Origin of the sequence: Phaeobacter gallaeciensis, from assembly GCF_001678945.1 — a bacterium.
GTDB lineage: Bacteria > Pseudomonadota > Alphaproteobacteria > Rhodobacterales > Rhodobacteraceae > Phycobacter > Phycobacter gallaeciensis_A.
Genome location: NZ_CP015124.1, coordinates 1,400,247 through 1,424,648, shown reverse-complemented (window position 1 = coordinate 1,424,648; position 24,402 = coordinate 1,400,247). Strand labels below are relative to the sequence as shown.

General features: G+C 62.0%; 24 protein-coding genes, 1 other RNA gene and 1 riboswitch. Of the genes, 11 read left to right on the top strand and 14 right to left on the bottom strand.

Features of this window, described 5'->3' with window-relative positions; all coding sequences use genetic code 11:
* The first annotated feature begins 126 nt into the window (after positions 1-126).
* Positions 127-1,044, top strand: coding sequence for a polyphosphate kinase 2 (gene ppk2 / locus JL2886_RS06765; RefSeq protein WP_065271313.1), 918 nt, complete (start codon positions 127-129; stop codon positions 1,042-1,044).
* A 148-nt stretch (positions 1,045-1,192) separates the two neighbouring features.
* On the opposite strand, the gene JL2886_RS06760 is transcribed toward ppk2, so the two are convergent.
* Positions 1,193-1,708: a MarR family winged helix-turn-helix transcriptional regulator gene (locus JL2886_RS06760; RefSeq protein ID WP_065271312.1), complete on the bottom strand. Its 516-nt coding sequence runs from the start codon at positions 1,706-1,708 to the stop codon at positions 1,193-1,195.
* 86 nt (positions 1,709-1,794) lie between these two features.
* On the opposite strand from JL2886_RS06760, the gene JL2886_RS06755 reads away from it, so the two are divergent.
* A complete protein-coding gene (locus JL2886_RS06755; RefSeq protein WP_065271311.1) occupies positions 1,795-2,970 on the top strand; it encodes a cytochrome P450 in 1,176 nt (391 codons plus the stop codon).
* Between the two features lie 369 nt (positions 2,971-3,339).
* On the opposite strand, the gene rpsU is transcribed toward JL2886_RS06755, so the two are convergent.
* Positions 3,340-3,546 carry a 30S ribosomal protein S21 gene (gene rpsU, locus JL2886_RS19195; RefSeq protein WP_005614280.1) on the bottom strand — a complete coding sequence of 69 codons (207 nt, stop codon included), beginning with the start codon at positions 3,544-3,546 and terminating at the stop codon, positions 3,340-3,342.
* Positions 3,547-3,700: 154 nt separating this feature from the next.
* Between rpsU and JL2886_RS06745 the strand changes: the two genes are divergently transcribed.
* Both JL2886_RS06745 and JL2886_RS06740 read left to right on the top strand, forming a co-directional pair.
* Positions 3,701-4,411, top strand: a complete 711-nt coding sequence (locus JL2886_RS06745; RefSeq protein ID WP_065271309.1) for a COQ9 family protein — start codon at positions 3,701-3,703, stop codon at positions 4,409-4,411.
* A gap of 142 nt (positions 4,412-4,553) precedes the next feature.
* Positions 4,554-5,537: an NAD(P)H-quinone oxidoreductase gene (locus JL2886_RS06740; protein ID WP_065273574.1), complete on the top strand. Its 984-nt coding sequence runs from the start codon at positions 4,554-4,556 to the stop codon at positions 5,535-5,537.
* Between the two features lie 64 nt (positions 5,538-5,601).
* On the opposite strand, the gene JL2886_RS06735 is transcribed toward JL2886_RS06740, so the two are convergent.
* Positions 5,602-6,459, bottom strand: a complete 858-nt coding sequence (locus JL2886_RS06735; RefSeq protein ID WP_065271308.1) for a DUF2189 domain-containing protein — start codon at positions 6,457-6,459, stop codon at positions 5,602-5,604.
* 247 nt (positions 6,460-6,706) lie between these two features.
* The gene (locus tag JL2886_RS06730) at positions 6,707-7,366 is read right to left on the bottom strand and encodes a ribonuclease T2 family protein (protein WP_065271307.1); all 660 of its coding nucleotides are present in this window, start codon (positions 7,364-7,366) and stop codon (positions 6,707-6,709) included.
* A 153-nt stretch (positions 7,367-7,519) separates the two neighbouring features.
* Between JL2886_RS06730 and JL2886_RS06725 the strand changes: the two genes are divergently transcribed.
* Complete coding sequence (locus JL2886_RS06725; protein ID WP_065271306.1) at positions 7,520-8,293, top strand: DUF1013 domain-containing protein; 774 nt, start codon at positions 7,520-7,522, stop codon at positions 8,291-8,293.
* Between the two features lie 86 nt (positions 8,294-8,379).
* On the opposite strand, the gene JL2886_RS06720 is transcribed toward JL2886_RS06725, so the two are convergent.
* Complete coding sequence (locus JL2886_RS06720) at positions 8,380-10,158, bottom strand: carboxyl transferase domain-containing protein (protein WP_065271305.1); 1,779 nt, start codon at positions 10,156-10,158, stop codon at positions 8,380-8,382.
* A 196-nt stretch (positions 10,159-10,354) separates the two neighbouring features.
* On the opposite strand from JL2886_RS06720, the gene ltaE reads away from it, so the two are divergent.
* Positions 10,355-11,407, top strand: a complete 1,053-nt coding sequence (gene ltaE, locus JL2886_RS06715) for a low-specificity L-threonine aldolase (RefSeq protein WP_082996028.1) — start codon at positions 10,355-10,357, stop codon at positions 11,405-11,407.
* Here ltaE and JL2886_RS06710 read toward each other — a convergent pair.
* From JL2886_RS06710 to JL2886_RS06690, 5 genes are all read right to left on the bottom strand, one after another.
* Positions 11,404-11,817 (bottom strand): hypothetical protein, encoded by a 414-nt coding sequence (locus JL2886_RS06710; RefSeq protein WP_065271303.1) that lies wholly within the window; start codon positions 11,815-11,817, stop codon positions 11,404-11,406. The two genes, ltaE and JL2886_RS06710, sit on opposite strands and share 4 nt — an antisense overlap.
* 23 nt (positions 11,818-11,840) lie before the next feature.
* Positions 11,841-12,440, bottom strand: coding sequence for a recombination mediator RecR (gene recR, locus JL2886_RS06705; RefSeq protein WP_065271302.1), 600 nt, complete (start codon positions 12,438-12,440; stop codon positions 11,841-11,843).
* A gap of 191 nt (positions 12,441-12,631) precedes the next feature.
* Positions 12,632-12,976, bottom strand: a complete 345-nt coding sequence (locus JL2886_RS06700) for a YbaB/EbfC family nucleoid-associated protein (RefSeq protein ID WP_065271301.1) — start codon at positions 12,974-12,976, stop codon at positions 12,632-12,634.
* 10 nt (positions 12,977-12,986) lie between these two features.
* The gene (locus JL2886_RS06695; RefSeq protein ID WP_237028434.1) at positions 12,987-13,340 is read right to left on the bottom strand and encodes a hypothetical protein; all 354 of its coding nucleotides are present in this window, start codon (positions 13,338-13,340) and stop codon (positions 12,987-12,989) included.
* 20 nt (positions 13,341-13,360) lie between these two features.
* Positions 13,361-15,208 (bottom strand): DNA polymerase III subunit gamma/tau, encoded by a 1,848-nt coding sequence (locus JL2886_RS06690; RefSeq protein WP_065271299.1) that lies wholly within the window; start codon positions 15,206-15,208, stop codon positions 13,361-13,363.
* A gap of 137 nt (positions 15,209-15,345) precedes the next feature.
* Between JL2886_RS06690 and JL2886_RS06685 the strand changes: the two genes are divergently transcribed.
* The gene (locus tag JL2886_RS06685) at positions 15,346-15,867 is read left to right on the top strand and encodes a protein-tyrosine phosphatase family protein (protein WP_065271298.1); all 522 of its coding nucleotides are present in this window, start codon (positions 15,346-15,348) and stop codon (positions 15,865-15,867) included.
* Between the two features lie 113 nt (positions 15,868-15,980).
* Here JL2886_RS06685 and JL2886_RS06680 read toward each other — a convergent pair whose 3' ends face one another.
* The 3 genes from JL2886_RS06680 to nudC all read right to left on the bottom strand — a co-directional run bounded on the left by JL2886_RS06680 (position 15,981) and on the right by nudC (position 18,335).
* Positions 15,981-16,355 carry a hypothetical protein gene (locus JL2886_RS06680; RefSeq protein ID WP_065271297.1) on the bottom strand — a complete coding sequence of 125 codons (375 nt, stop codon included), beginning with the start codon at positions 16,353-16,355 and terminating at the stop codon, positions 15,981-15,983.
* Positions 16,356-16,473: 118 nt separating this feature from the next.
* Positions 16,474-16,710, bottom strand: a riboswitch (cobalamin riboswitch).
* Positions 16,711-16,818: 108 nt separating this feature from the next.
* The gene (locus JL2886_RS06675; protein WP_065271296.1) at positions 16,819-17,286 is read right to left on the bottom strand and encodes an SRPBCC family protein; all 468 of its coding nucleotides are present in this window, start codon (positions 17,284-17,286) and stop codon (positions 16,819-16,821) included.
* Between the two features lie 62 nt (positions 17,287-17,348).
* Positions 17,349-18,335: an NAD(+) diphosphatase gene (gene nudC, locus JL2886_RS06670; protein ID WP_065271295.1), complete on the bottom strand. Its 987-nt coding sequence runs from the start codon at positions 18,333-18,335 to the stop codon at positions 17,349-17,351.
* Between the two features lie 337 nt (positions 18,336-18,672).
* On the opposite strand from nudC, the gene JL2886_RS06665 reads away from it, so the two are divergent.
* Together JL2886_RS06665 and ffs are read left to right on the top strand one after the other, a co-directional pair.
* Positions 18,673-20,529: a 5'-nucleotidase C-terminal domain-containing protein gene (locus JL2886_RS06665; RefSeq protein ID WP_065271294.1), complete on the top strand. Its 1,857-nt coding sequence runs from the start codon at positions 18,673-18,675 to the stop codon at positions 20,527-20,529.
* A gap of 65 nt (positions 20,530-20,594) precedes the next feature.
* An RNA gene (gene ffs / locus JL2886_RS06660) (signal recognition particle sRNA small type) lies at positions 20,595-20,693 on the top strand.
* 66 nt (positions 20,694-20,759) lie between these two features.
* On the opposite strand, the gene JL2886_RS06655 is transcribed toward ffs, so the two are convergent.
* A complete protein-coding gene (locus JL2886_RS06655) occupies positions 20,760-21,593 on the bottom strand; it encodes a prephenate dehydratase (RefSeq protein ID WP_065271293.1) in 834 nt (277 codons plus the stop codon).
* A gap of 119 nt (positions 21,594-21,712) precedes the next feature.
* On the opposite strand from JL2886_RS06655, the gene JL2886_RS06650 reads away from it, so the two are divergent.
* Both JL2886_RS06650 and JL2886_RS06645 read left to right on the top strand, forming a co-directional pair.
* Positions 21,713-22,219 carry a c-type cytochrome gene (locus JL2886_RS06650; RefSeq protein WP_065271292.1) on the top strand — a complete coding sequence of 169 codons (507 nt, stop codon included), beginning with the start codon at positions 21,713-21,715 and terminating at the stop codon, positions 22,217-22,219.
* Between the two features lie 275 nt (positions 22,220-22,494).
* On the top strand, positions 22,495-24,393 hold the full coding sequence (locus JL2886_RS06645; protein ID WP_065271291.1) for an extracellular solute-binding protein: 1,899 nt from the start codon (positions 22,495-22,497) through the stop codon (positions 24,391-24,393).
* Positions 24,394-24,402: the final 9 nt, after the last annotated feature.

Sequence of the window (24,402 nt, the reverse complement as noted above, 5' to 3'; positions counted from 1 at the left end):
CGGTCAGGCCGGATCGGAACTGCCTTTTTCAGGCCATTCGGGCAGCGGGTGCTGCTGTGACATCAAACAATCACATCCGTGCGTTAGAGCGGCCGAAACAGACGAGTAACAACAAGGAGCCGCGCCGTGACCAGCGATACAACCCCTGATTCATTTGACTGGCTGGATGCCGAGCTTCAGGACACGCTGGACGAGGACTTCGAGATTGAATTTGCCGAGCCAATGCTGTCGATGGAGCTGCGCAAGATCTACCGCTCGCAGCATCCCGAAATGCTGGATCGCAAGGTCTACTTCAGAAATCTGTTGCGCCTGCAGGCGGAATTGATCCGGCTTCAGGATTGGGTGCAGCACAGCGGCGCCAAGGTATGCATCCTGTTCGAAGGGCGCGACAGCGCTGGCAAGGGCGGTGTGATCAAGCGGATCACCCAGCGTCTGAACCCGCGTGTTGCCCGCGTCGTGGCTCTGCCCGCACCGTCGCGCCGTGAGCAGAGCCAATGGTATTTTCAGCGCTACGTGCCGCATCTGCCGGCTGCGGGGGAAATCGTGCTGTTTGACCGGTCCTGGTACAACCGCGCCGGGGTTGAACGGGTGATGGGCTTTGCCAGTGAGGATCAGGTCGAACAGTTCTTTCAGGACGTTCCGGAATTTGAACGGATGCTGGTGCGGTCGGGGATCATCCTGCTGAAATACTGGTTCTCGATTACGGATGAGGAACAGCAGCTGCGGTTCATGATGCGGATCCATGATCCGATGAAGCAGTGGAAGCTGTCGCCGATGGATCTGGAAAGCCGTATCCGCTGGGAGCAATACACCAAGGCCAAGGAGGATATGTTCGAGCGCACCAATATCCCCGAAGCGCCCTGGTATATCGTCGAGGGCAACGACAAGAAGCGCGAGCGTCTGAACTGCATCGAGCACCTGCTGACCAAAGTGCCCTATGAAGAGGTGCCGCAGGAGAAGGTGTCCTTGCCGGACCGGGAATATAATCCCGACTATGAACGCAGGGTTCTGCCGGACGAGCTGTACGTGCCAAAGATCTACTGAGCGACCTCTGTGCAAAGACGGATGGGGGTGGCCCTCCCGCCGGTTCCGGCACAGCCTGCGGACTGTGCTGCCGCCGTTGGGCGCGGCGCCGCGCCGGGGCGCGGCGTGCGCCTGTTTCAGGCTGCCTGCCTCAAGGCCGTTGTGATCTTTATTCGGGCGTGTCCGCCTGATCCGCCATATTGTCGAGAAACCGTTGCAGATACCCGGTGAAGGCGGTGAGCTCCTCGGGGGAGAAGCCTTTGAGCAGGTCGCGCTGCCGCTCCAGCGCGCGCGGCAACATCTGGGCGTGCAGGGCATGCCCCGCCTCGGTTAGGAACCAGGATTTGCGCCGCTCATCTCCGCCCCGTACCTCGGCCCGGACGAGACCGGCCTTTTCCATGCGCTGCAGTGCGCGGCTGACGGCGGCCTTGTCGATACCGGTGAGGTTCGCAGCCTGACCGACGGAACAGCCCGGATCGCGCGTCAGCATGACCAGCATGCGCCAGTCCATGACACCGATTCCGAATTCCTTTTGGTAGGCGCGCGCAGCGTTCCGGGTCAGCCGGTTGCCTGCGAATGTCACCGTGACCACCGGGTTGCGGCTGTAGTCCAGTGTCGGCGCGGCGGGGCTGTCCTCACTGCCATCCGGCAGGATCAGGAACAGATCGTCGGGTAAATCGCTCATCCAGGCAGCTTAGGTCAGGCGAGTTGACAAGACAACAGTTGCCGCGCAGTCTTCCCTGAAGCTGACAATCGGGGGGAGGGGCTGCGATGGAAAGGCCAGTTTATGACATCGATCCGCAGGCGTTCTGGCAGGATCCCTATCCGGATCTGGCCCGTATGCGCGCCGAGGCGCCGGTGGTCTATGTGCCGCAGCTGGACGCGGTTCTGATCACCCGCCGTGACGATATTTTCCGGGAGGAAAAGCGGATCGAGGTGTTTTCCTCGGACCAGCCTGAGGGGCTGATGACCCAGCTGATGGGGCAGAACATGATGCGCAAGGACGGCGCCGCCCATATGGGAGAGCGCAAGGCGATCTTTCCGGCGGTCTCTCCCAAGACGGTGAAACATCATTGGCTGGCACAGTTCCGTTCCGCGACGGCGCGGATCCTTGACGACCTGGCGCCCCGGGGGGCGTGCGATCTGGTGCGTGACTTCGCCATGCCGGTCTCGGCAGAGGCGCTGAAGGCAGTCACCGGCCTGACCCGCATGGGCGCCGAAGAGATGGACGCGGTGAGCCAGGGCATGATCGATGGCTGTGCCAATTATGCAGGTGATCCGGAGGTTGAGGCGCGCTGCAATGACAGCACCCGGCTGATCGACCAGCACATTACCGAGATGTGGCAGAGTGCTTCTGGCGCGGATGACTATTCCCTGTTGCGGGTTCAGCAGGCTGCGGGCCTGCCGGAGGATCAGATCAGGGCCAATATCAAGCTGGCGATCTCGGGCGGGCAGAACGAGCCACGCGATGCGATCGCCGGGACCGTCTGGGCCTTGCTGCGCCATCCGGAGCAACTGGAAGATGTCCGCGTCGGCCGTGCCAGCTGGCTGCAGGCGTTCGAGGAATATGCCCGCTGGATGTCCCCCATCGGAATGTCACCGCGCCGGGTGGCGCAGCCTTATGTGCTGCACGAGGTGGCGCTGAAGCCTGAGGACCGTGTGTTTCTGATGTTCGGTTCTGGGAACCGGGACGAGCAGGTGTTTGCGCGCCCCGATGCCTTTGACATCCATCAGGATATCAGCGCGGCCATTTCATTTGGCGCCGGTCCACATTTTTGCGCCGGGGCCTGGATATCAAGGGCGCTGATCGCCGAAGCGGCGCTACCGATGCTGTTTGAGCGGCTACCGGATCTATCCCTTGCGGGGGAGGCACGGTTCGGCGGATGGGCTTTCCGCGGTCCGCTTGAAATGCCGGTGACCTGGGCCGAAGGGGAGAGGAGCCGGTAAGTGCGGAGAGCGCCGGGAGGCACGCGCAGATCAGACCAATAAGGGGCTCAAGAGGAAGTCACCCGGAGGGGCAGACGCCTTGGTGCAGGGAGCAAGGCTATCGCCAGGTTTGGGGGGGAGCGATGTGCCTCCTCCGGGAAATGCCGACCGTTCCAACTTCGGCAACAGGGCCGTCCGCCTTGGGAAACGTGAGGTTTCGGTGCCCTGCTACTATTGATAGCAAGGATGGACTCTGAATACACTTATAAGTTTAACTATTTAGCCGCAGAACCGATATTCCGCCGTAAAATATGTATCTTAGAAACGACAAACCCCCGGGGCGGGCCACGGGGGTCGTCAAAAGCGTCCAGAAAAAACCGGAGGAAGATCTTAGAGGAGACCTTCGCGCTGTGCTTTCTTACGTGCCAGTTTACGGGCACGACGAATCGCTTCAGCTTTCTCGCGCGCTTTTTTCTCGGAGGGTTTCTCGAAATGTTGCTTGAGCTTCATTTCGCGGAACACGCCTTCGCGCTGCAGCTTTTTCTTCAGGGCACGGAGCGCCTGATCGACATTGTTGTCACGAACACTAACCTGCATGTGGTTTTCACCACCTTTCTAAGTTGGGTTGCAAGGATTTGCAGGAGGTGGCCGTATAGCAAAGCCGGTCTAACTTGTCTAGTACTGAGCAAAAGGGCAGATCGCGCAGCGACGCAGGCCCTTAAAGGCGCATTTGTTGACGAGGAGATGCATCATGACTGAGCAAACAGCCACAGAGCAACCGGCCGCCGACACCGGATCGATCGACGCGCTTCTGGATGCGGCGCTCATTCATGTCGCCTTTGACGGCTGGACCGAAGCCACCTTTGCTGCTGCAGTCGAGGATTGCGGCATGGACCCGGTTCTGGCACGCGCCCTGTGCCCGCGTGGGGCGGTGGATCTGGCGCTGGCCTATCACCGGCGCGGCGATGCGCAGATGCTGGAACGGCTAAAGACGGCGGATCTGACGGGGCTGCGGTTCCGGGACAAGATCGCCGCCGCCGTCCGGTTCCGCCTTGAAGCCTCTGACGACAAGGAAGCGGTGCGCCGGGGCGTGACGCTGTTCTCGCTGCCGGTCTATGCCGCCGACGGGGCCAAGGCGATCTGGGGCACGGTGGATGCGATCTGGACCGCGCTGGGCGATACCTCCGAGGACATCAACTGGTACAGCAAACGGGCCACGTTGTCCGGGGTTTACTCCTCGACCGTTTTGTTCTGGCTGGGGGACGACAGCCCGGGCCATCAGGCCACATGGGACTTTCTGGATCGGCGCATCGACAACGTGATGCAGTTCGAAAAGCTGAAGGCCGATGTGCAGAAGAACCCTTTGCTGAAGCCCCTTCTGGCCGGCCCGTCCTGGCTGGCGGATCAGATCCGGCGCCCGTCGACGCCCACGGATCTGCCAGGCCGTAGGACTGGCCGCTGATCAAACGCCACGTCCATTCGCCGTTTCAGTACATCCGGGCGCAATGCAAGCCTCCTGCCGGGGTTTGTGCCCCGCACCCAAGGTGTTATTCAAAGCGTAAAACGCACCACGCAAGGGAAAGGATCTTTGCATGACGGAGACATTGCCGGAAACGATGCGCGCGATTGAAATCTCGCAACCCGGAGGCCCCGAGGTTCTGACGCTGACAGACCGGCCCGTTCCGCAGCCGGGCCATGGCCAGCTGCTGCTGAAGGTAGCCTATGCGGGCGTCAATCGGCCGGACGCGCTGCAGCGGGCGGGGGCTTATGATCCGCCTGCCGGTGCCAGCGATCTGCCGGGGCTCGAGGCTTCGGGCGAGGTGGTCGCCATCGGTGCGGGCGTCACCGAATACGCGGTGGGGGACAAGGTCTGTGGCCTGCTGCCCGGCGGCGGCTATGCCGAATACGTGGTCACACCGGCCGCCCATTGTCTGCCAATCCCCAAGGGCATGTCGCTGAAACGCGCGGCCTGCCTGCCGGAAACCTGTTTCACGGTCTGGTCAAACGTCTTTACCCGGGGAGGGCTAAAGGCGGGCGAACGTTTTCTGGTGCACGGCGGCTCATCCGGGATCGGAACGACAGCGATTCAGCTGGCCTCGGCCTTGGGCGCGCGGGTGTTCACCACTGCCGGGTCCGATGCCAAATGTCAGGCCTGTCTCGATCTGGGGGCCGAGCGTGCGATCAATTACCGCGACGAGGATTTTGTGAAAGTTCTTCGCGCTGAGGGCGGCGCCGATCTCATCCTCGACATGGTGGGCGGCGACTATATTCCCCGCAATATCCGGGCGCTGGCCGATGATGGCCGTCTGGTACATATCGCCTTTCTTTCAGGCCCTAAGGCCGAGCTGAACTTTGCCCAGATCATGGCGCGCCGCCTGACGGTGACGGGCTCGACCCTGCGCCCGCAGAGCGATCTGGCCAAGGCCCGCATTGCGCAGGATCTGGCCGAGGCGGTCTGGCCGCTGGTCGAGGCAGGCAAGATGGCGCCGGTGATGGACAGCGAATTTGCGCTGGAGGAGGCGGCAGCCGCACACGCGCGGATGGAAAGTTCCGGCCATATTGGCAAGATCGTTCTGAAGGTGGGCTAAGGCCACTTACCTGCACGCAAGAAGGGCCGACAGTTGCGTCGGCCCTTTTTCTGTGTGCTTCGCTTTATTTCACCGCGCGCCGGTACAGATGCCAGGTAGCGTGCCCCAGCACCGGCACCACGATGATCAACCCGACCAGGAACGGGATCGCACCGATTACCAGCATGCTACCGACGATCACGCCCCAGGTAATGCAGATCACCGGGTTCTTGCGCAGCACCTTGATCGAGGTGGCCACCGCCACCGGCAGGCCCACGTGGCGGTCCAGCAGCAGCGGGAAAGAGACCAGGCTCATCGCCAGCGCGGCAAAGGCAAAGACGGCCCCTAACGCGCCGCCTGCAATTGCCATGATCCAGCCTTCGCGGGTGGTCACTACAGCGGTGGCGAAGCCGAGCATCGAGGTCGGCGGCTCTGGTCCCAGGGTGCGGATATAGATCATGTCCGCCGCGACCAACCAGATGATGAACAGTGCTGCCAGATAAAAGCCCAGCACCAGAATGGCGCCGAAGGCAGGCGAGCGGATAACACCAAAGGCATCCATCCAGCGCGGCTTAAACCCGGCTTCGCGGCGCGAGGACATTTCATACAGCCCGACCGCGGCAATGGGCCCGAGGATTGCAAACCCCATGATCATTGGCACGATCAGCGGCAGCAGATTCATCGACAGGCTCATCACGATCAATGCGATGCCAATCACCGGGTAGAACAGCACCAGGAACATCGCATCGCTGCGGCAGGCGGCAAAATCTTCAAGACCTGCGGCCAGTGAATGGATGAGGTCGTCCATCGAAAGCCTGCGCGCCTGAGGCAGCTCCGTGACGTCGCTGCTGCCCATTTCTCCCACCGTCTTGCCGAAATGCTGTCCGGTGGTTTCTGCCCCCTGCAAGAGCCAACTGAGCGGATTACCGATTGTCTTTGCCATGCGCTTGTTCCTCCTCTTCCTCCTCGCGGATTTAAATGGAAGTGCCGTTTAGGCAGGGCCGTGCGCGGCACGTGGAACAATACTAGCACAAAATCGGCCAAAATGCGCTGCACAAGCCAATCAATGTCGCGTGAGGGAAAGCTGCCCAGTGGCGCCTGCCTCCTCTTTTCGCGGTCAAGCCGCCTGTCGGGCAGTGGGGCAGGGGGAGTTTGGGGAGATGGAGGAGGAAGCCAGGCCTCCATTAGGTTCAGCGCACCGGGGCAAATAGTGCATCCTTCAGAGTGCAGTCGCGGATCACGTCCCGGCCGCAGGGCACCGGATCAAGGCTGCGCGACAGGCAGATGCGGGCCTCTTGGATGTGACCATCGCGGCAGGTGATGGTCAGGCTGTCCCGGCTCAGCTGTGGATTTTCCTTCAGAAAGGCTTCCTCGACCAGCGATGCGGGCAGTTTCACCAGTTTGTCCAGCTTGCGGAAGATGGCCGGACGGGTGATCTGTCCATAAGCCTCGCGCGAGAGGGAAAAATACTGGGCAGGGGACAGGCCGGAACAGCTGCCGTGTTTCTTCCATTGATGCCAGGCAAGGCCCGGAGACCCCATGATATCGGCCATCTCGGCGGTCTGGCGGCGGCTTGGCGGGGCCTCGGCGGTGTTGCAGAAATCCGGCCAGCCCCGGTGATACTGCGGCCACAGCCCATGCAGGGTCCAGCCGTGATCATGGCGGCTATCGCATTGATCCGATCCCCTGGCATCGCCTTCGATGGCGCACCAGTTCGGTGACCAGCTGAGGCTGAGGACGTAGTAATCGAATTCGCCCGCGACCTCCCGCGACCGGTCGCTGTCGGCGTGACCGGGCTGCGACGCCAGCCCGGAAATCACGGTTGCAATTGCCAGCAAGAACCTGCGCATCGCCTCTTTCCTTATGAAAACAAGGCGACTATATAGGACTGAAGTTCCCCGACAACGGAAACCCGCCCCAGACCTCGGGGCAGCCTAATTCAGGCGACGGGAAAGATGTACGTAGATGTTCGTGGGGCAAACGTGTTTTAAGGAGATAAGCGCATGGCAAAACCGTTGATGACCAAAGCGACCGCCGTGTGGCTGGTGGACAATACCACGATCAGCTTCAAGCAGATCGCCGATTTCGTTGGCATGCACGAGCTGGAGATCCAGGGCATTGCCGACGGTGACGTCGCCGCCGGCGTCAAAGGCTTTGATCCGGTTGCAAACAACCAGCTGACGCAGGATGAGATCGACAAGGCCGAGGCCAATCCGCTGCACAAGCTGAAGCTCAAGTTCAACCCGGCCGCTGCTGGCGAGGAAAAACGCCGCGGACCGCGCTACACGCCGCTGTCCAAGCGTCAGGACCGTCCGAACTCGATCCTGTGGCTGGTGAAGTTCCACCCGGAACTGTCTGACGGTCAGATTGCCAAACTGGTGGGCACCACCAAGCCGACCATCCAGTCGATCCGCGAGCGCACTCACTGGAACATCGCCAACATGCAGCCGATCGACCCGGTTGCGCTGGGCCTGTGCAAACAGTCCGAACTGGACTCTGCCGTGCAAAAAGCCGCCGCAAAACGGGCTGCCGAAGGCGGCGTGATGAGCGACGACGAACGCCGCAAGCTGGTGTCGACCGAGCAATCGCTGGAGATGGATGCCGAGCCGAAGATCCCCTCGGCCATCGAAGGTCTGGAAACCTTCACTCTGGGTGGCGGCTCCGCCGAAAGCACCCCGTCCGAAGAACCGCTACCCGATGCGGACAGCTTCTTCAACCTGCCCTCGGGCGGTGACGAGGACGATGAGGACGAAGACGGGAACGATCCCCGCTTCTGAAGCGCTGAGACACCAGGGCCAAGACGGTCCACCGAACAAGAAAGCCATGCCCTGATCCGGGCGTGGCTTTTTCTTTTCTGGCGGCCCTACCAGGCGTCGGCGTAGCGGGGACCGGGGGTCGCGGGACCTGCGCTTTCCAGTGCGCGGTGCAGCGCGGTGCGGGTCTCTGCCGGGTCGATGACCGCGTCGAATTCTAAGAGGCTGGCGGCATTCAACGCTTTTCCCCGCTCATAAAGGGCAGCGACGAGGCGCTGATATTCTGCTTCCCGCTCTGCCGGGTCTTCGATGGCCACCAGATGGTCGCGGTGTCCCAGCCTGACCGCGCCCTCCAACCCCATGGCGCCGACCTCTCCGGTGGGCCAGGCACAGCAGAAATGCGGACGATCCAGCCCGCCGCCCGCCATCGCCATCGCGCCCAGACCATAGGCCTTGCGCAGGATCAGCGTCACCAGCGGCTGGCTGAAATGGGCTCCGGCCAGAAACAGCCGGGAGATATGCGCCACCTGTCCGGTTTTCTCGACCTCGGGGCCAACCATGAAGCCCGGCGTGTCGCATAGGGTGATGACCGGCAGGCCCCAGGCATCGCAGAGCTGCAGGAAACGCGCGCCCTTGTCACCGGCCTCGGCATCGATGGCGCCGCCAAGGTGCAGCGGGTTGTTCGCCAGCAGCCCCACCGCACGCCCCCTGATCCGGGCAAAGCCGGTGATCATGCCCGCGCCAAACCCGCGGCGAAGCTCCTGAAATGTGCCGCTGTCGGCCAGCCCGTCGATGGCTGCGCGCATGTCATAGGCGCGGGTGCGGTCCACGGGTACGATACTGCGCAGGTCCGGGGTTTCTTTCGGGGCATCGGGCGGCGGCGTCTGTGCGGCCTCAAGGCCCAGCAGCCGTTTCGCGGCCTCTACGGCTTCGGTTTCATCCTCGGTCAGAATATCGATCAGCCCGGTGCTCGCCTGAACGTCGCTGGGGCCGATCTCCTTTGGGGCGACAACACCCAGCCCGCCGCCTTCGATCATCGCCGGGCCGCCCATTCCGGTCCAGCTATTGCGGGTGGCGATCCGCACGTCGCAAACCCCATAAAGCGCCGCGTTTCCGGCGAAACAATAGCCCGACACGATGCCGATCTTTGGCCCCTTGTAGGCGGCGAAATGGCGGAAGGAGGTGACATTCAACCAAGCGGCCATGATCAGGGCGGTGTCGCCGTCGTTGGGTCTCCCGCCGCCGCCTTCGGCAAAGAGGACGATGGGCAGCCGGTCGCGGCTGGCGACCTCGATCAGGCGGTCCATCTTACGGTGGTGGTTGAAACCCTGTGTGCCTGCCAGAACCATGTAATCTACCGCCATGGCAGCCACCGTACGCCCAGAAACCGTGCCGATTCCGCAGATGATACCGTCGCCCTGCGTGCGCGCCTGCAGATCGGGCAGCGCCCGCTTGCCGCGTTGGGCCGCCACAGCAAGGGCGCCATATTCGGTGAAACTGCCTGCATCGAACAGATCGTTGATGTTCTCCCTTGCGGTGCGGCCTCCCAGCGCGTGACGTTTGGCGACGGCCTCGGGGCGGGCGGCATCGTCCAGCAGCGCCATGCGGGCCGCATATTCCTCCAGATCAGGACGGGCGGTATCGTCGGTTGCGACCTCCTCAACGGACACGCTGCCGGGTTCCAATGTAATCAGCGTTTCACCGCCCTGCAGCTCTTGTCCGGCGGTCACATGAACGGCAGTGACAATCCCGCTCTGCTCGGCGCGGATTTCATGGCGCATTTTCATCAGTTCGGTGGCCAGCAACACCGTGCCTGCGGCCACTTCCTGACCCGGTGTGACATGGACTTCGGCGACGATTGCGGCGCTTTCGGCCTTTATGAGTGTCACCAGTACCCCTCCCTGATCGCTGATGCTGTTCTAAGTCAAACGTTCGCCGGGGGCGGCTGTCAATTTGACCGTGGGGTCACTTTGCCGGATCAGGGCAGGGGCGGGACACAGAAGGTTGTTATCTACCCGCGACTTGGGGGTTTTCGTGCCGACCTCTTGCGGCTAGCGTTGCGCAAAATCGACTGGAGAGATCATCATGAGCCAATATGCAGGAATGACGCAGACCGAAACCGGTGCAGGGGTGCTGTGCGATCTGCGCAGCGACACAGTCACCCGCCCCGACGACGCGATGCGTCAGGCGATGGCGGCGGCCGAGGTGGGCGATGATGTCTATGGCGAGGATCCGCAGGTCAACCAGCTGGAGGCCACCCTGGCCGAGCGTCTGGGCAAGGAAGCGGGCCTGTTCCTGCCGACCGGCACCCAGAGCAACCTGACCGCGCTCCTGTCTCATTGCGGCCGCGGAGAGGAAATCATCACCGGCCGCGACTACCACGTCTTCAAATACGAGGCGGCCGGCGCTTCGGTGCTGGGCGGCAGCGCGCTCTACCCGCTGGAGGTGCAGCCCGGCGGTGGACTTGATCCCGCAGCGATCGCGGCAGCGGTCAAACCGGATGATTCCCATATGCCGATCAGCCGCCTGCTGTCCTTGGAGAACACCCACAACGGACAGGCCATTTCGCTGGAGGACATGCGCGCGATGACCGATGCGGGCCGGGCTGCGGGGCTGTCGCTGCATCTGGACGGGGCGCGTTTTTTCAACGCCATCACCGAGCTGGGCTGCTCTGCACCGCATCTGGCGGTGCTGTTCGATACCGTGTCGATCTGCCTGTCCAAGGGTTTGGGCGCGCCTGCGGGATCGGTTTTGGTCGGTCCGTCCGATCTGATTGCCCGCGCCCGGCGCTGGCGCAAGATGCTGGGCGGCGGCATGCGCCAGTCCGGGGTGCTGGCTGCGGCAGGTCTGATGGCGCTGGAGCAGAACGTCGACCGTCTGGCCGAGGATCACGCCCGGGCCGCTACGCTGGCAGATGCCTTGCGCGCTCTGGGCGCCGGAGAGGTCACGCAAGCCACGAACATGGTGTTCTTCACCCCGGCAGAGGGGCAGAACGCAGCCCTGCAGGCGCATCTGGCCAAGGCAGGCGTGGTGATCGGGGCAGGGGACAGCGGGCCGATCCGGCTGGTGCTGCACAAGGATGTCACCGATGAGGGCCTCAACGGCGCGATTGCCGCCTTCCAGACCTTCTTCAGCTAAGAACGGGTTATCCGTTGCACAAACGGGATCAGGGCAAATGCGATTTGCCCTGCCAACCCGATCGCCCCGGCAGGGGTGGCCCAGTGGCTGAAGTAGCTGCTGGGGCGCGCGCCCATCAGGTTGGTGGCGAGTACATATTCCGCGACCATCAGCAGCCCGAAGGCCCAGATTCCCATCCACAGGCGCGCGGCGGCAGGATACAGATCCTTGCGATTCCGGGTCAGGTGCCGGGCGATCAGCCAGCTGAGGGTGAGCATGATGGGCAGTTCAAGGCAGACCGCCCAGAGTTCATCCATCAGGGGCAGCAGCACGAAGATCCGCAGGCTGCCCAGAACAAATCCGCAGAAGAACACGGCCGCGAAGTATAGGCTGGCAGCCGTCAGAACCGGGCGGTGCAGGGCTGTTGGCATGGCGTCCTTCCCCCGTTTCGCGGTCAGAGTTCCTTCCGGGCCTTCAGCGCGGCGCTGATGGTACCGTCGTCGAGGTAATCCAGCTCGCCGCCGATGGGTACACCCTGCGCGAGCGAGGTAAGTTTCACCTGACCGCTCAGCTGGTCGGCGATGTAATGGGCCGTGGTCTGCCCGTCGATGGTGGCATTCAGCGCCAAGATCACCTCGCTCACTGCCTCGCTGCCGACCCGGTCGACCAATCGGGGAATGCGCAGGTCTTCGGGACCGATGGCATCCAGCGCCGAGAGGGTGCCGCCAAGCACGTGATAGCGTCCCTTGAAAACGCCTGCGCGCTCCATCGCCCAGAGATCCGAGACGCTTTCGACGACGCAGATCTCGCCATTGGCGCGGGCTTCACTGTCGCAGATCTCGCAGATATCCTCGGTCCCCACGTTGCCGCAGTTGAGGCATTCGCGGGCGGTGGTGGCGACGCGGGTCATCATGTCCGACAGCGGTGTCAGCAAAAGCGCGCGTTTGCGGATCAGGTGCAACACCGCCCGCCGGGCCGAACGCGGCCCCATGCCGGGCAGTTTTGCCATCAGATCGATGAGGGTTTCGATGTCGCTGGTAGAGCGGTCTTGCATGGAGGCGGCCTTTGGAGTGTCAGCCCATATAGACGCATCACGGCGGGCAATGGCAAGGGGAGAGGCGACGGATGTTCAGGGTTTGTCTGGGCAGCGCCTGCGCGCCAGATTGGGCAAAGGGCGTATGCCCGTGAGACATGAAAAAGGCGGCCAAGGCCGCCTTTTCGGAACTTTTCAGTTGCGCCTCCGGATCAGAAAGGCAGCTTGATATCCTTGGGAAGGCCCATGCTTTCCGTGAGGTTGGTCATCTCTTCCTGCGCTTTTTCGGCTGCCTTGGACTGTGCGTCCTTGATGGCGGCCAGGATCAGGTCCTCGACCATTTCCTTGTCATCGCCATTGAAGATGGACGGGTCGATATCCAGCGCCTTGAGGTCGCCCTTGGCCGAGGCGGTGGCCTTGACCAGGCCCGCGCCTGCTTCGCCGGTGACCATGACGTTGTGCAGGTCTTCCTGCATCTGCGCCATCTTGGTTTGCAGTTCCTGTGCCGATTTCATCATCTTGGCCATATCGCCAAGACCGCCGAGGCCTTTGAGCATGGTGTTTCTCCTAAGTGCGGGGGCGCAGGGCGCCGTAAGTCATCCCCGAACATATCGCAATTGCAAGCGCGATGAACAAGTGGGGGGAGGCAGTGCAGTCTTCGATTATGCCCAAGGCACTCTTATCATCAAAGAAAAGCTCATGATTATCCACGGCAATCGCGAACGCCAGCATGCCCCAAAGAACGCCTGCGATTGCAAAGGAGGCGCGCTTTCTGCTGTACAGCGCGAATCCGGCAAGAGCGAAGAGGGCCAATACAGCAGGCGTGGCCGACATCCGCCAAAGCACATCCCACGCGCTGTCGGAAAGATCGCCGGTGGCAAGGCAGGTTTTGGCGAAGGCGGTTGTTGGCAGGGTGAACAAGAGGACCGTCAGGCCAGTCGCTACCCGTCTTCGAACGGATCCCATTCGTCTTCTACCTCGGGCAGGGCTTCGGCCTCGACCTCGGCGGCCATTTCCTCGGCGGTACGGATGCGGGTGATCCGGGCCTTGGGGAAACTGTCGATCACCGCCTGTACCAGTGGGTGTTCGCTGGCCTTGGTGCGCAGCGCGTTTTCGGCGGCATCGCGGATTTCGGCGATCGTCGGGGCCTCGCCGTCGGGTGCGATGGTGACGACCCAGCGGCTGCCGGTCCAGTTTTGCAAGGCGGTGCCAAGGCGCGCAGCAAGGTCTCGGGGCGCATTCGCATGCGGTGTGAATTCGATCCGGCCCGGCTGGTAAGCGACGAGGCGCACGCCTGTTTCCACCTCGACCAGCAGTTTCACATCACGGTTGGTGCGGATCAGTTCCACCACATGCTCGAAGGTCGGGTAGCGGGCGAGGGCCTTTTCTGCGGCCGGTGCCAGCGCAGTGGCTTGTCCCTGCCTTTGGCTGTGCGACATGGTCATGCCGCCGGACGGTCCACCGCCCGGTGCGCCTTGCGGCGGAGCAGAGGTGATAGTCGATGTCCCGCCCGCGGCAGGCGCGCCCATGCTTTGCATGGGCATTCCGCCACCACCGCCGGGCGGCGGGGGCGGCATATCCTGCAGCTTGCGGATCAACTCCTCGGGACTGGGCAGATCGGCCACGTGCGTCAGGCGGATCACCGCCATCTCGGCAGCCATCATGGCGTTGGGGGCGGCGGCGACCTCTTCCAGCGCCTTGAGCAGCATCTGCCACATGCGGGTCAACACCCGCATCGGCAGCGCTTCGGCCATCTGTTGACCGCGGGCGCGCTCATCCGGGCTGATGGTCGGATCCTCTGCCGCGTCTGGCGTAATCTTTACCACCGACACCCAATGGGTGATTTCGGCCAGATCGCGCAGAACAGCCAGCGGATCGGCGCCTTCGGCATATTGCGAGGAGAGCTCGCTGAGCGCCGCAGCCGCATCGCCGCGCAGGATCATATCCATCAGATCCAGCACCCGGCCCCGGTCGGCAAGGCCCAGCATGGCGCGGACCTGATCGGCGGTGGTCTCGCCCGCGCCGTGGGAAATCGCCTGATCCAGCAGCGAGGTTGCATCGCGGGCCGAACCTTCGGCGGCGCGGGTGATGAGAGCGAGCGCATCCTCGGCAATCTGGGCGTTTTCGGCAGTTGCGATCTTGCGCAGGAGGGCGATCATGACCTCGGGCTCAATCCGGCGCAGATCGAACCGCTGGCAGCGCGACAGGACCGTCACCGGAACCTTGCGGATCTCGGTGGTGGCAAAGATGAACTTCACATGGGCGGGGGGTTCCTCCAGCGTTTTCAGCAGCGCGTTGAACGCGCTGGTCGACAGCATGTGAACCTCGTCGATGATGTAGATCTTATAGCGGGCTGAGGCCGCGCGGTATTGCACCGAATCGATGATTTCGCGGATGTCGCCGACGCCGGTGCGGCTGGCGGCGTCCATCTCCATCACGTCCACGTGGCGGCCTTCCATGATCGCGAGGCAATGCTCGCACTGACCGCAGGGTTCGGTGGTGGGGCCGCCGGTGCCATCGGTGCCGATACAGTTCATCCCCTTGGCAATGATCCGGGCGGTGGTGGTCTTACCCGTGCCGCGAATACCGGTCATGATGAAAGCCTGGGCGATCCGGTTCGCGGCAAAGGCGTTTTTCAGCGTACGCACCATGGCGTCCTGGCCAACCAGATCCGCAAAGGTTTCGGGCCGGTACTTGCGGGCGAGGACCTGATACTGGCCAGACGGCTGCTCCGCGTGCTGAACCTCAGCGGTTTGGGTTTCAGGATCGGATGTTGGGGTGTCGCTCATGCTGTCTCGTGCCGGATTCGGAATGGGATTGGGACCGCCTCATAGGGTAGGGAAGCCCGCGGGCTTCGTCCACCGCTGTTGACCGTCCGGCAGGGCAGGTGGCAGAGTTTTTCCCTGTATGTGGTGGAGAGTGTGTGATGACTGGGATGAGTTCAGATGGGGCAGGCTTGCAGGCCGGGCAGCCCTTTACGATCTACGCGGTGTCCGCCGCCAATGGCATTCTTGCTATCTGCCCGCTGCCCGGTGCCGGGGGCGACTACAAGGGGGATCTTGAGCTGATCCACGACTGGCAGCCCGGTCTGGTCATTTCCATGACCACCGAAGCCGAGCATGTCTCTGTCGGGGCCGCGACGCTGGGGGTTGATCTACAGAGCATGGGAAGCCGCTGGGTGCATCTGCCGGTGGCGGATTTTGGTGTGCCCGGCCCGGAGGTGAACGAAGCCTGGCCCGGGGTCAGCGCCTCGGCGCGCCAGGCGCTGAACGGTGGCGGCCGCGTTCTGGTGCATTGCCGGGGCGGCTGCGGGCGCTCCGGCATGGTGGTGCTGCGCCTGTTGATCGAATGCGGTGTTGCGCCAGAGGCGGCGCTGAACCGGCTGCGCATGTCTCGCCCCTGCGCGGTCGAGACCGAGGCACAGATGGCCTGGGCCCGCAGCCGCTGAGACCAAGGCGGCCCGCCGGAGCGGGCCCGGCTGTCATCCCGCTTCCTTCTTCACAGGGCGCGGCATTCACCGAATAAAACCGACGCCCCTCCTGTTGTTTGCTGGGTCTGCCGCTACGCCGCGCTGAGCGGGATGGCTTCTCCAAAGGAGCAGGGGCGATGTGGCAGGTGATCTGCGGGCTGCGCTTTTGCATCGCTGGACAGCAGCGCGTCGGCAAAACGGTCCAGACCGCTGCGCTCTGCTGCGGTGTCCACTTCGCAGAACACCCGGATCCTGTCGTGCGAGGCAAAAAAGCGCGCCGGGCAATGGCGGGTGCAGCCATCGAGCAGGCTGTCGCCGGTGATTTCAAAATCCTCTTCGGTCATATCCCGCGCGGTATCGAGCGCCCCGCACAGGGCCACCAGCATCCGTTCCAGTGCCGGGCAGCTTGCCCCGGTGTGTTGACAGGTTGTTGCCGCAAGTTCATGCGTTTTTGTCGTCCAGATCATCGCGCCCTCCGCGCTAAGGCAGGGGCATAAAGAGGGGGAGAGACATGTGGCCGGATGCTTGTCGGCCAGAACGGGCCGCGCTGCAGGAGCCATCTCACCCGCTCCGGACACCCCGCCCGGTTTCGAGTTGTGCGATGGCAGGTCTCCTGACTTGCGGGTCTGGGCTTCTCCGGTCCTTCCCGGCCGCAGGCTGTCGCCTTGCGCCCAGTGGATCTTCCGGGGTCGCTCTCCGCCTACAGTTGCGGGGGCAGTCGTGGAATTGTTCTGGCCGAGAGAGGCCGGATCGCACCACGTTCCCTTTTCATCCCGGACCCGCCAAAGGCGGATCGCGGAAACCATCTGTGAAATGGGTAGCGGGTCGAAGGGCGAGTCGTCAATTCGCTTGTGTGAAAGTCGGAGAAATCCGCGCCAACACCAGCAAGCCAGGTAAGCTAGCTGATTTGTGCAGGCGGATGCGGTGCCCTCAGGCCGTGCGGTTCAACCGTTCTTCGGTCAGCCGGGCGAAATCTGCCGCGCGCGCTTTGAATTTTTTATTGAGCGAACCGCGCGCCAGTTTGAAGGATTGCAGCAGCAACCGCCCCGACAGGGTCTTGGCCGTCAGGTTGAGCGAAATTGTTACACGGGTGCGCCGCGGCGACAGCGCCATCAGTTCGATCTCGGTTTCGCCGTTCAGCCCGCTGCTGTCGCCGGACAGCAGAATGCGGGTGACGGGGTCATAGGATTTGAGAGCAATGCGCAGCTCGCGCGCCTTGCCGCGAAAGCTGAATTTGGCATCCCAGGCGAGGCCGTTTTCAGGCGTGCTGATATCGCCGATCCGTTGCACGTCGATGCCGCGCCGGATGGCCGAGCGTTCAAAGCTTTCAAAGTCCGACAGGGCTTCAAACACGTCGGCGATCGGTGAATCGATATCTTCTTTACTCGTGAAATCCATGACTCTGACGCCTGCTTGCCTGTTTTGATTGATCAATTCTCAGCGTGGCCGCGATATTCCCTTTAATCCAGCGTATCCGCAAGCCAGTTCTGCAACAGAAAATGTGCAATTGCTCCTTTTCGGGCAGGCTTCAGGATCGGGTGCTCTCCGGCAAAGGCGGTCATCATGTCCTGCTTGCTGACCCAGATCGCGTCCTCGATTTCATGTGGGTCGATGGTCAGCTCGCGATCCAGCGCGATCCCGTGGCAGCCGAACATCAGCGACATGGGAAAGGGCCAGGGCTGGCTGGACAGGTACTCCACCTCTCCGACCTTCACGCCGGATTCTTCCAGAACTTCACGCCGCACGGCGGCCTCCAGCGTTTCGCCGGGTTCAACGAAACCGGCCAGCAGGGAGTACATACCTTCTGGCCAGCCGGGTGAGCGGCCCATCAGGACTTCGTCCCCATGGGTGATCAGCATGATCACAACCGGATCGGTGCGGGGGAAATGGCTCGCCTTGCAGCTGGGGCAATTTCTTTGCCAGCCTGCCTGAACCATATCACTGGGGTGGCCACAGCGGGCACAGAACCCATGCGAGCCATGCCAGGAAAACAGCGCCTTGGCGGTGGCGGCCAGCTCGGCCTCCAGCGGGGTCAGCCGGGTCATCACCCTGCGCAGCTCGGCGAAAGCATAACCGGAGGGCAGGTCCGGGTGCTGCTGCTCCGTTACATCGGCAAAACTGGCCAGCGCCATCTCGTCCAGCGCATCGGGCTGCCAACTGCTGATGTCGCAGGCGAAGGCTGGGCTTTGATCTGGCAGGAGGCCGAGAAACAGAGCGGCGTCGCGGCACTCTGCTGCCACCGGATGCGTGGTGGAGATCCAGGCAAGAGCGTCCGGTCCGCGCTCTGGATCTGACCGCTGGCAAAGAGGTTTACCGCGCCACATCATCAGCACCTGTGCATTCTGTGCCCCCCAGGCAGCGTCTAGCGCTTCGGCATCCGCACGCAGATGCGCGCTGCGGTCCAGGCCACCCTTGCCGCCAAATGTCACCTCTTCGGCCCGTTTCATATCGTTGTCCTTCTTTTGGCAGGGGATCCGGCGTTAAGGCCCGATTTCCTGCATTGATGGCGGCAAAACCGCGCAATGACCAGCCTGTTCGGGTAGCGCGGTCGATGCATTTTTATGGTTGTGAGCGGATGTTTAACGCCGGGTCACCGGTCTGCCGCTGGATATTGGCGTTAGACCGGTCAAATTTTCGGCATCAGCGCCACAATCGTTAACATCCTCAAAAATGGTGACTTTGCAAATCAAGGAAACGCTGTTTCAAAGGGTTAACGCGTTCGTGTCAGAACGTGAGAAAAAAACGTAGATCGGAAGACGCCGTGCAGGCTGCGGGTAGAGCAATATGACAGGACCGGATCAATCCTTGCCATTGGGGAAGGGGGTGCTGCGCTTGTTGGCAACCACCGATCTGCACAGCAATCTGCTCAGCTACGACTATTATGCCGACCGGCCGGACCCCAGCATCGGCCTGTCCCGCGTCGCGTCCCTGATCGCAGAGGCGCGGCAAGAGGTCCGGGAGGCAGGGGGCACGGTGCTGCTCTTGGACAATGGTGATGGGCTGCAAGGGGCGCCGATTGGTGAGATTTCCTCTGACGACCCGATCGTGCCGCATCCGCTGATGCAGGCCTTCAACGTGTTGCAATACGATGCCATCGGGCTTGGAAATCACGACTTCAACTTCGGTCTGGAGACGCTTGAGCAGGTGCTGGAGCAGGCACCCTGTCCGGTGATTTGCTCGAATATGACAGCCGTGGAGGAGGGACGGGAGCTACCTTTCGCCCGCACCACCATTCTGGAGCGGGAGGTGCCTGCCTGCGCTGGTGCGCCGCCGCTGCGGATCGGGATCCTGTCGGTGCTGCCGCCGCAGACGGTAACATGGGATGCGCATCTTCTGGAAGGTCAGGTCGTGGTTGCGGACATGGTGCAGGCGGCTGCCGCCGCTGCCAGCGCGCTGCGGCGGGAAGGATGCGATATCGTGATCGCATTGGCGCATACTGGTGTCGGAGGGCTGGAGAGGGTGCCGGGCATGGAGAATGCCTTGCTTCCCATCGCGGCCACGGCGGGAATCGATGCGGTGATCGGCGGGCACACCCACAAGACCCTTCCAGATCCCGAGCACAGTTTCACCAAGCCGGTGGTCATGCCGGGTGCGCATGGCTCACACTTGGGGCAGATCGATCTGCAGGTGTCGCACGGCCCGGAGGGGTGGCGGCTGGAGAATTGGGACGCCCGCCTCAAACCCATCTGCAGCAGGGCAGAGAATGGCGATCTGATGTCTCTGGTCGAGGAGGACGCTGAACTGACCCGCGCGCTTGGCCCCGCGCATGATTCAACGCGCGAACGGATGCGTCAGCCAGTTGGCTTCAGTGACGTGCCTTTGCACTCCTTCTTTACTTTCTTTGGGCCCGATCTTGGGCTGGAACTTGCAGCAGCAGCGCAGGCGGCAGCGGTCAGGCCGCTGCTGGAAGGCACTGAGGTTGGCAAACTGCCGCTCTTGTCCGCGGCGGCGCCGGGTAAATTCGGTGGCCGCTCCGGGCCGGGGCATTATACCGACATCGGGCGTGGCGATCTGTGTATGCGCAACGTCGCTGATCTTCACATCTTCCCGAATGAGCTTAGGCTGGTGGTTGCGACCGGCGCGCAAGTGCTGGACTGGCTGGAAATGTCTGCGGGTGTGTTCAAACAAGTCCGCCCAGGCAGTACCGAACAGGAACTGGTTGATCCCAGCCGTGCCGGGCATAATTTTGACGTTCTTTTTGGCCTGCAATACGAAATAGATCTCTCGGCACCGCCGCGGTTTTCCTCCTCTGGCGTGCGGATCAACCCGGCGGCAGGGCGCATTCGACGTCTTCGCGTGCATGGGCGGCCTGTGGCCCCTGCGCAGCGTTTTGCCGTCGTGGTCAACAGTTACCGGGTCAGCGGTGGTGGTAATTTTCAGATGGTCAAAGACGCCGAGAGCATCCCGCTGCCGCCGGTGCGAATCCGGGATGTGATCCGGGACTACGTTGCGGGCCGCCTGCCTGAGGATCCACTGGCGCAGGAAGAGTATCCGTGGCGGTTTGCCGAGCTCAACAACGCCGAGGCTGCCGCCTATACCAGCCCGGAGGCGGTGCAGTATCTGGATGAATTGCCGGAGGGGCAGGTGCGCAACTGCGGCATGACACCAAAAGGCTTTCTGAAACTGATGCTTGCCCTCTGAACTGCGGAGCGGTGGATCGGGGAGGCCCCCTTGTCATTGCTGCGGCAGCCGCCTATATCGGGATTCGAGAGGTTGGCGCGGGCAAGCGCCTCGCCAACCTGGTCAGGTCCGGAAGGAAGCAGCCACAACGAGCCCCGCTTGGGTCGATGTCCAACCTCTCACCTTTCCCTAAAATACAGGTCCAGCCCGCCGAAAGGCGTGGGCTGTCTTAATGCCCGCAGAATTACAGGTTAGTAGCGGCCATTGTCAGCGGGATAGACGCCCAGGATCTCGACGTTGGTGGTAAAATAGGCCAGCTCGTCCATCGCCAGCTGTACGTTCTCATCCTCAGGATGGCCTTCGATATCGGCATAGAACTGAGTGGCCGTGAAGGAGCCGTCGACCATATAGCTTTCCAGCTTGGTCATGTTGATTCCATTGGTGGCAAAGCCACCCATCGCCTTGTAGAGCGCGGCGGGGATGTTGCGCACCTGGAACACGAAGCTGGTGATCATGCCATGGGCACCGCGACGGCTGTAATCTGGCTCGCGTGACATGATCAGGAACCGCGTGGTGTTGTCGCCGTTGTCTTCGATATGGCGGGCCAGCACATCCAGACCGTAGATCTCTCCGGCCAGCTCGCTGGCGAGGGCGGCAACGTGTTTGTCGCCTGCCTCCGCCACATCGCGGGCGGCCCGTGCGTTGTCGGGGCTGACCCGGCCGGTGATGTCATGTTTACGCAGGAATTGTCCGCATTGCGGTAGAAGAACCAGATGCGATTTCGCCTCGCGGATATCTTCCAGCCGGGCACCGGGCACGCCCAGAAGATTGATATGCACCCGCACAAATGCCTCGTCGACAATATGCAAGCCGCTGTGCGGCAGCAGACGGTGAATATCGGCCACCCGACCATAGGTCGAATTCTCCACCGGCAGCATTGCGAGGTCCGCCTGACCGCTTGTCACTGCTGCGATCGTGTCCTCAAAATTGCGGCAGGGTAACACTTCCATGTCGTGCCGCGCGTTGCGGCAGGCTTCGTGGCTGTAAGAGCCAAGCTCCCCCTGAATGGCGATTTTTCCGGTCATGAGTGCGACTTTCCTGCAAAACTTGGACAATCGGGCGTTTCGTCGCGCTGTCTACACCTTGCCACTTGAGAGGGGAAGCCTTAGACACCCTCCCAGACAGCTGAAATGGACTCGCGATCATGTTTGACACGATGACCCTTACCAAAGCGACTGCAGGCTTCTGCGGCGCGTTCCTCGTGTTCCTCCTGGGCAAATGGGCCGCAGAGGAACTGTATCATGTGGAGGCCCATGGCGAGGCTTCTTACGTGATTGAAGTGGCAGAGGCAGGTGGTGCAGAAGAAGAAGTGGAAGAAGTCAGCTTTGAAGAGCTGATGGCCTCCGCTGACGTTGGCAAAGGCGCCAAGGTTTTCAAGAAATGCTCCGCGTGCCACAAGCTTGAGGCTGGCGCCAATGCGACCGGTCCTTATCTCTACGGTGTGGTTGACCGTCCCAAGGCAAGCGCCGAAGGATTTGGTTACTCCGGTGCCCTGTCCGGTATGGAAGGCGCATGGACCGCTGAGAACCTCAATGAATTCCTGATCAAACCGTCCGACTACGCGCCGGGCACCACGATGAGCTTCTCTGGCCTGAAAAAGGTCAAGGACCGCGTGAACCTGATCGCTTATCTGGACAGCCTCGACGACTAAACCGTCGCTCCGGCTGGTACAGAACCGGATTTGAGTTTTGAAAGGCCGCTGATCCTCAGCGGCCTTTCGCTTTTTGTGGGGCCTGTCGGAGAATATGTGCCGCAAAAGGATGGGAAATTGCCCTGGCCCAACCCGAAAGTGACCGCATCACAACTTGAATGTTGCGCCTGCCTGCCATTAGCTTGAAATACGGTAGAAATCCGGATCGCTTGAACACCGGACAGCGGAGGTTAAGGCAGATGAGATCACAACAGATAACAGCCCGAACGCAGACCATGCGCGGGGGGCTGCCAGCGCAGCTTGGTTTTCTGATGCAGAGCGTGCTGGTGCTGGGCGCGACGATGCTGGCACTGGTCGCCGTGCTGGCAGGAACGGCCCGCGCCGAAGAGACAATCATCAAAAGCCATGGGTTCGCGGAATTCGGTGAACTGAAATACCCCGCAGGATTCGCGCATTTCGACTATGTGAACCCGGAGGCGCCCAAGGGCGGGGAACTGTCCTTTTCCGCCGTCGGTACCTTTGACAGCATGAACCCCTTTACCCGCAAGGGGCGGGGCGGGGCGCTGTCCTCCTACCATCTGGAAAGCCTGTTGATCGAATCCTATGACGAACCGGGCTCCTATTACGGGCTGATTGCGGAAAGTCTGGAATACCCCGAAAGCCAGGATTGGGTGATCTTCAACCTGCGCCCCGAAGCGCGGTTTTCGGATGGATCGCCTGTGACCGCCGATGACGTGGTCTTTTCCCATAACATCCTGCTGGATCAGGGGCTGCAATCCTATGCCGAAGCAGTGCGCAAACGCATCCCCAAGGCCGAGGCGCTTGGCCCGCACCGGGTCAAATTCTACTTCTCGCCCGATTTCCCGCGCCGCGCGATGATTTCGCAGGTCGCAGGCACGCCCGTCTTCTCCAAGGCCTGGTTCGAAGCCGATCCCGAAAACCGCCGTCTTGATGAGCCGCGTCTGGATCCGGGAATCGGGTCGGGGCCATATGTTCTCGACAGCTTCGACATCAATCAGCGTATCGTCTACAGCCGCAATCCGGATTACTGGGGCGCCGATCTCAATGTGAATGTCGGCCGCCACAACTACGACAGTATCCGGATCGAGTATTTCGGCGATGCCATCGCGGCGATGGAAGGGTTCAAGGCCGGTGTCTACACCCTGCGCCCCGAGAACAGTTCCAAAAGCTGGGCGACCGCCTATGAGTTTGACGCGGTTGCGCGCGGCGATGTCATCAAGGACGAAATCCCCGACGGTAACGTACCTGCTGCCAATGGTTTTGTAATGAACCTGCTGCGTCCCGTGTTCCAGGACATCCGCGTGCGCGAAGCGGTGCAACTGGCCTTCAACTTCGAATGGACCAACGAAAGCTTGCAATACGGGTTGTTCCGGCACCGCTCCTCCTTCTGGCAGGACAGTGCGCTAGAGGCCAAGGGCCTGCCAGAAGGGCGCGAAAAAGAAGTGCTCGAGGCGCTGGGCGACCAGATCGACCCCACCATCCTGACCACTGAACCAGTGATGGCACACGCTTCGAAACCGGGACGTCCATCGGACCGCCGCAATCTGCGCCGGGCGATGAAACTGCTGGATGAGGCAGGCTGGGCCGTTGGCGATGACGGGGTGCGCCGCAATGCGGCGGGCGAGGTCATGCAGATCGAATTCCTGCTCGATAGCCCGACGCTGGAACGCATCGTACAGCCCTATGTCGCGAACCTCATCACCATGGGGATCGATGCCAAGCTGAACCGGGTGGATTTCGCGCAATACACCAGCCGTCGCCGGGAAAAGGATTTCGATATGGTGAGCTTTGCCTATCCGAAGTCGCTGGAACCTTCGACGGGTCTTTATCAGCAATTCGGATCGGAGGCGCACCAATATTCGGTGTTCAATCCCGCAGGGCTGGCCGATCCGGCAGTGGACGCGCTGATCGACAATATCGTCAAGGCCACCACCGAGGAGGAACTCCACGCCAGCGCCCGCGCGCTGGACCGGGTGCTGCGGGCTAAACGGTTCATGGTTCCCACTTGGTATCTGGACGTGAACTGGATCGCCTACTGGAGCATGTATGAATACCCCGAAAACCTGCCGCCCTATGCGCCGGGCACGATGGATCTGTGGTGGGTGAACGCCGAAAAGGAGGCCGCTCTCAAGGCCTCTGGCGCGTTGCGGTAGGCCCGTCCC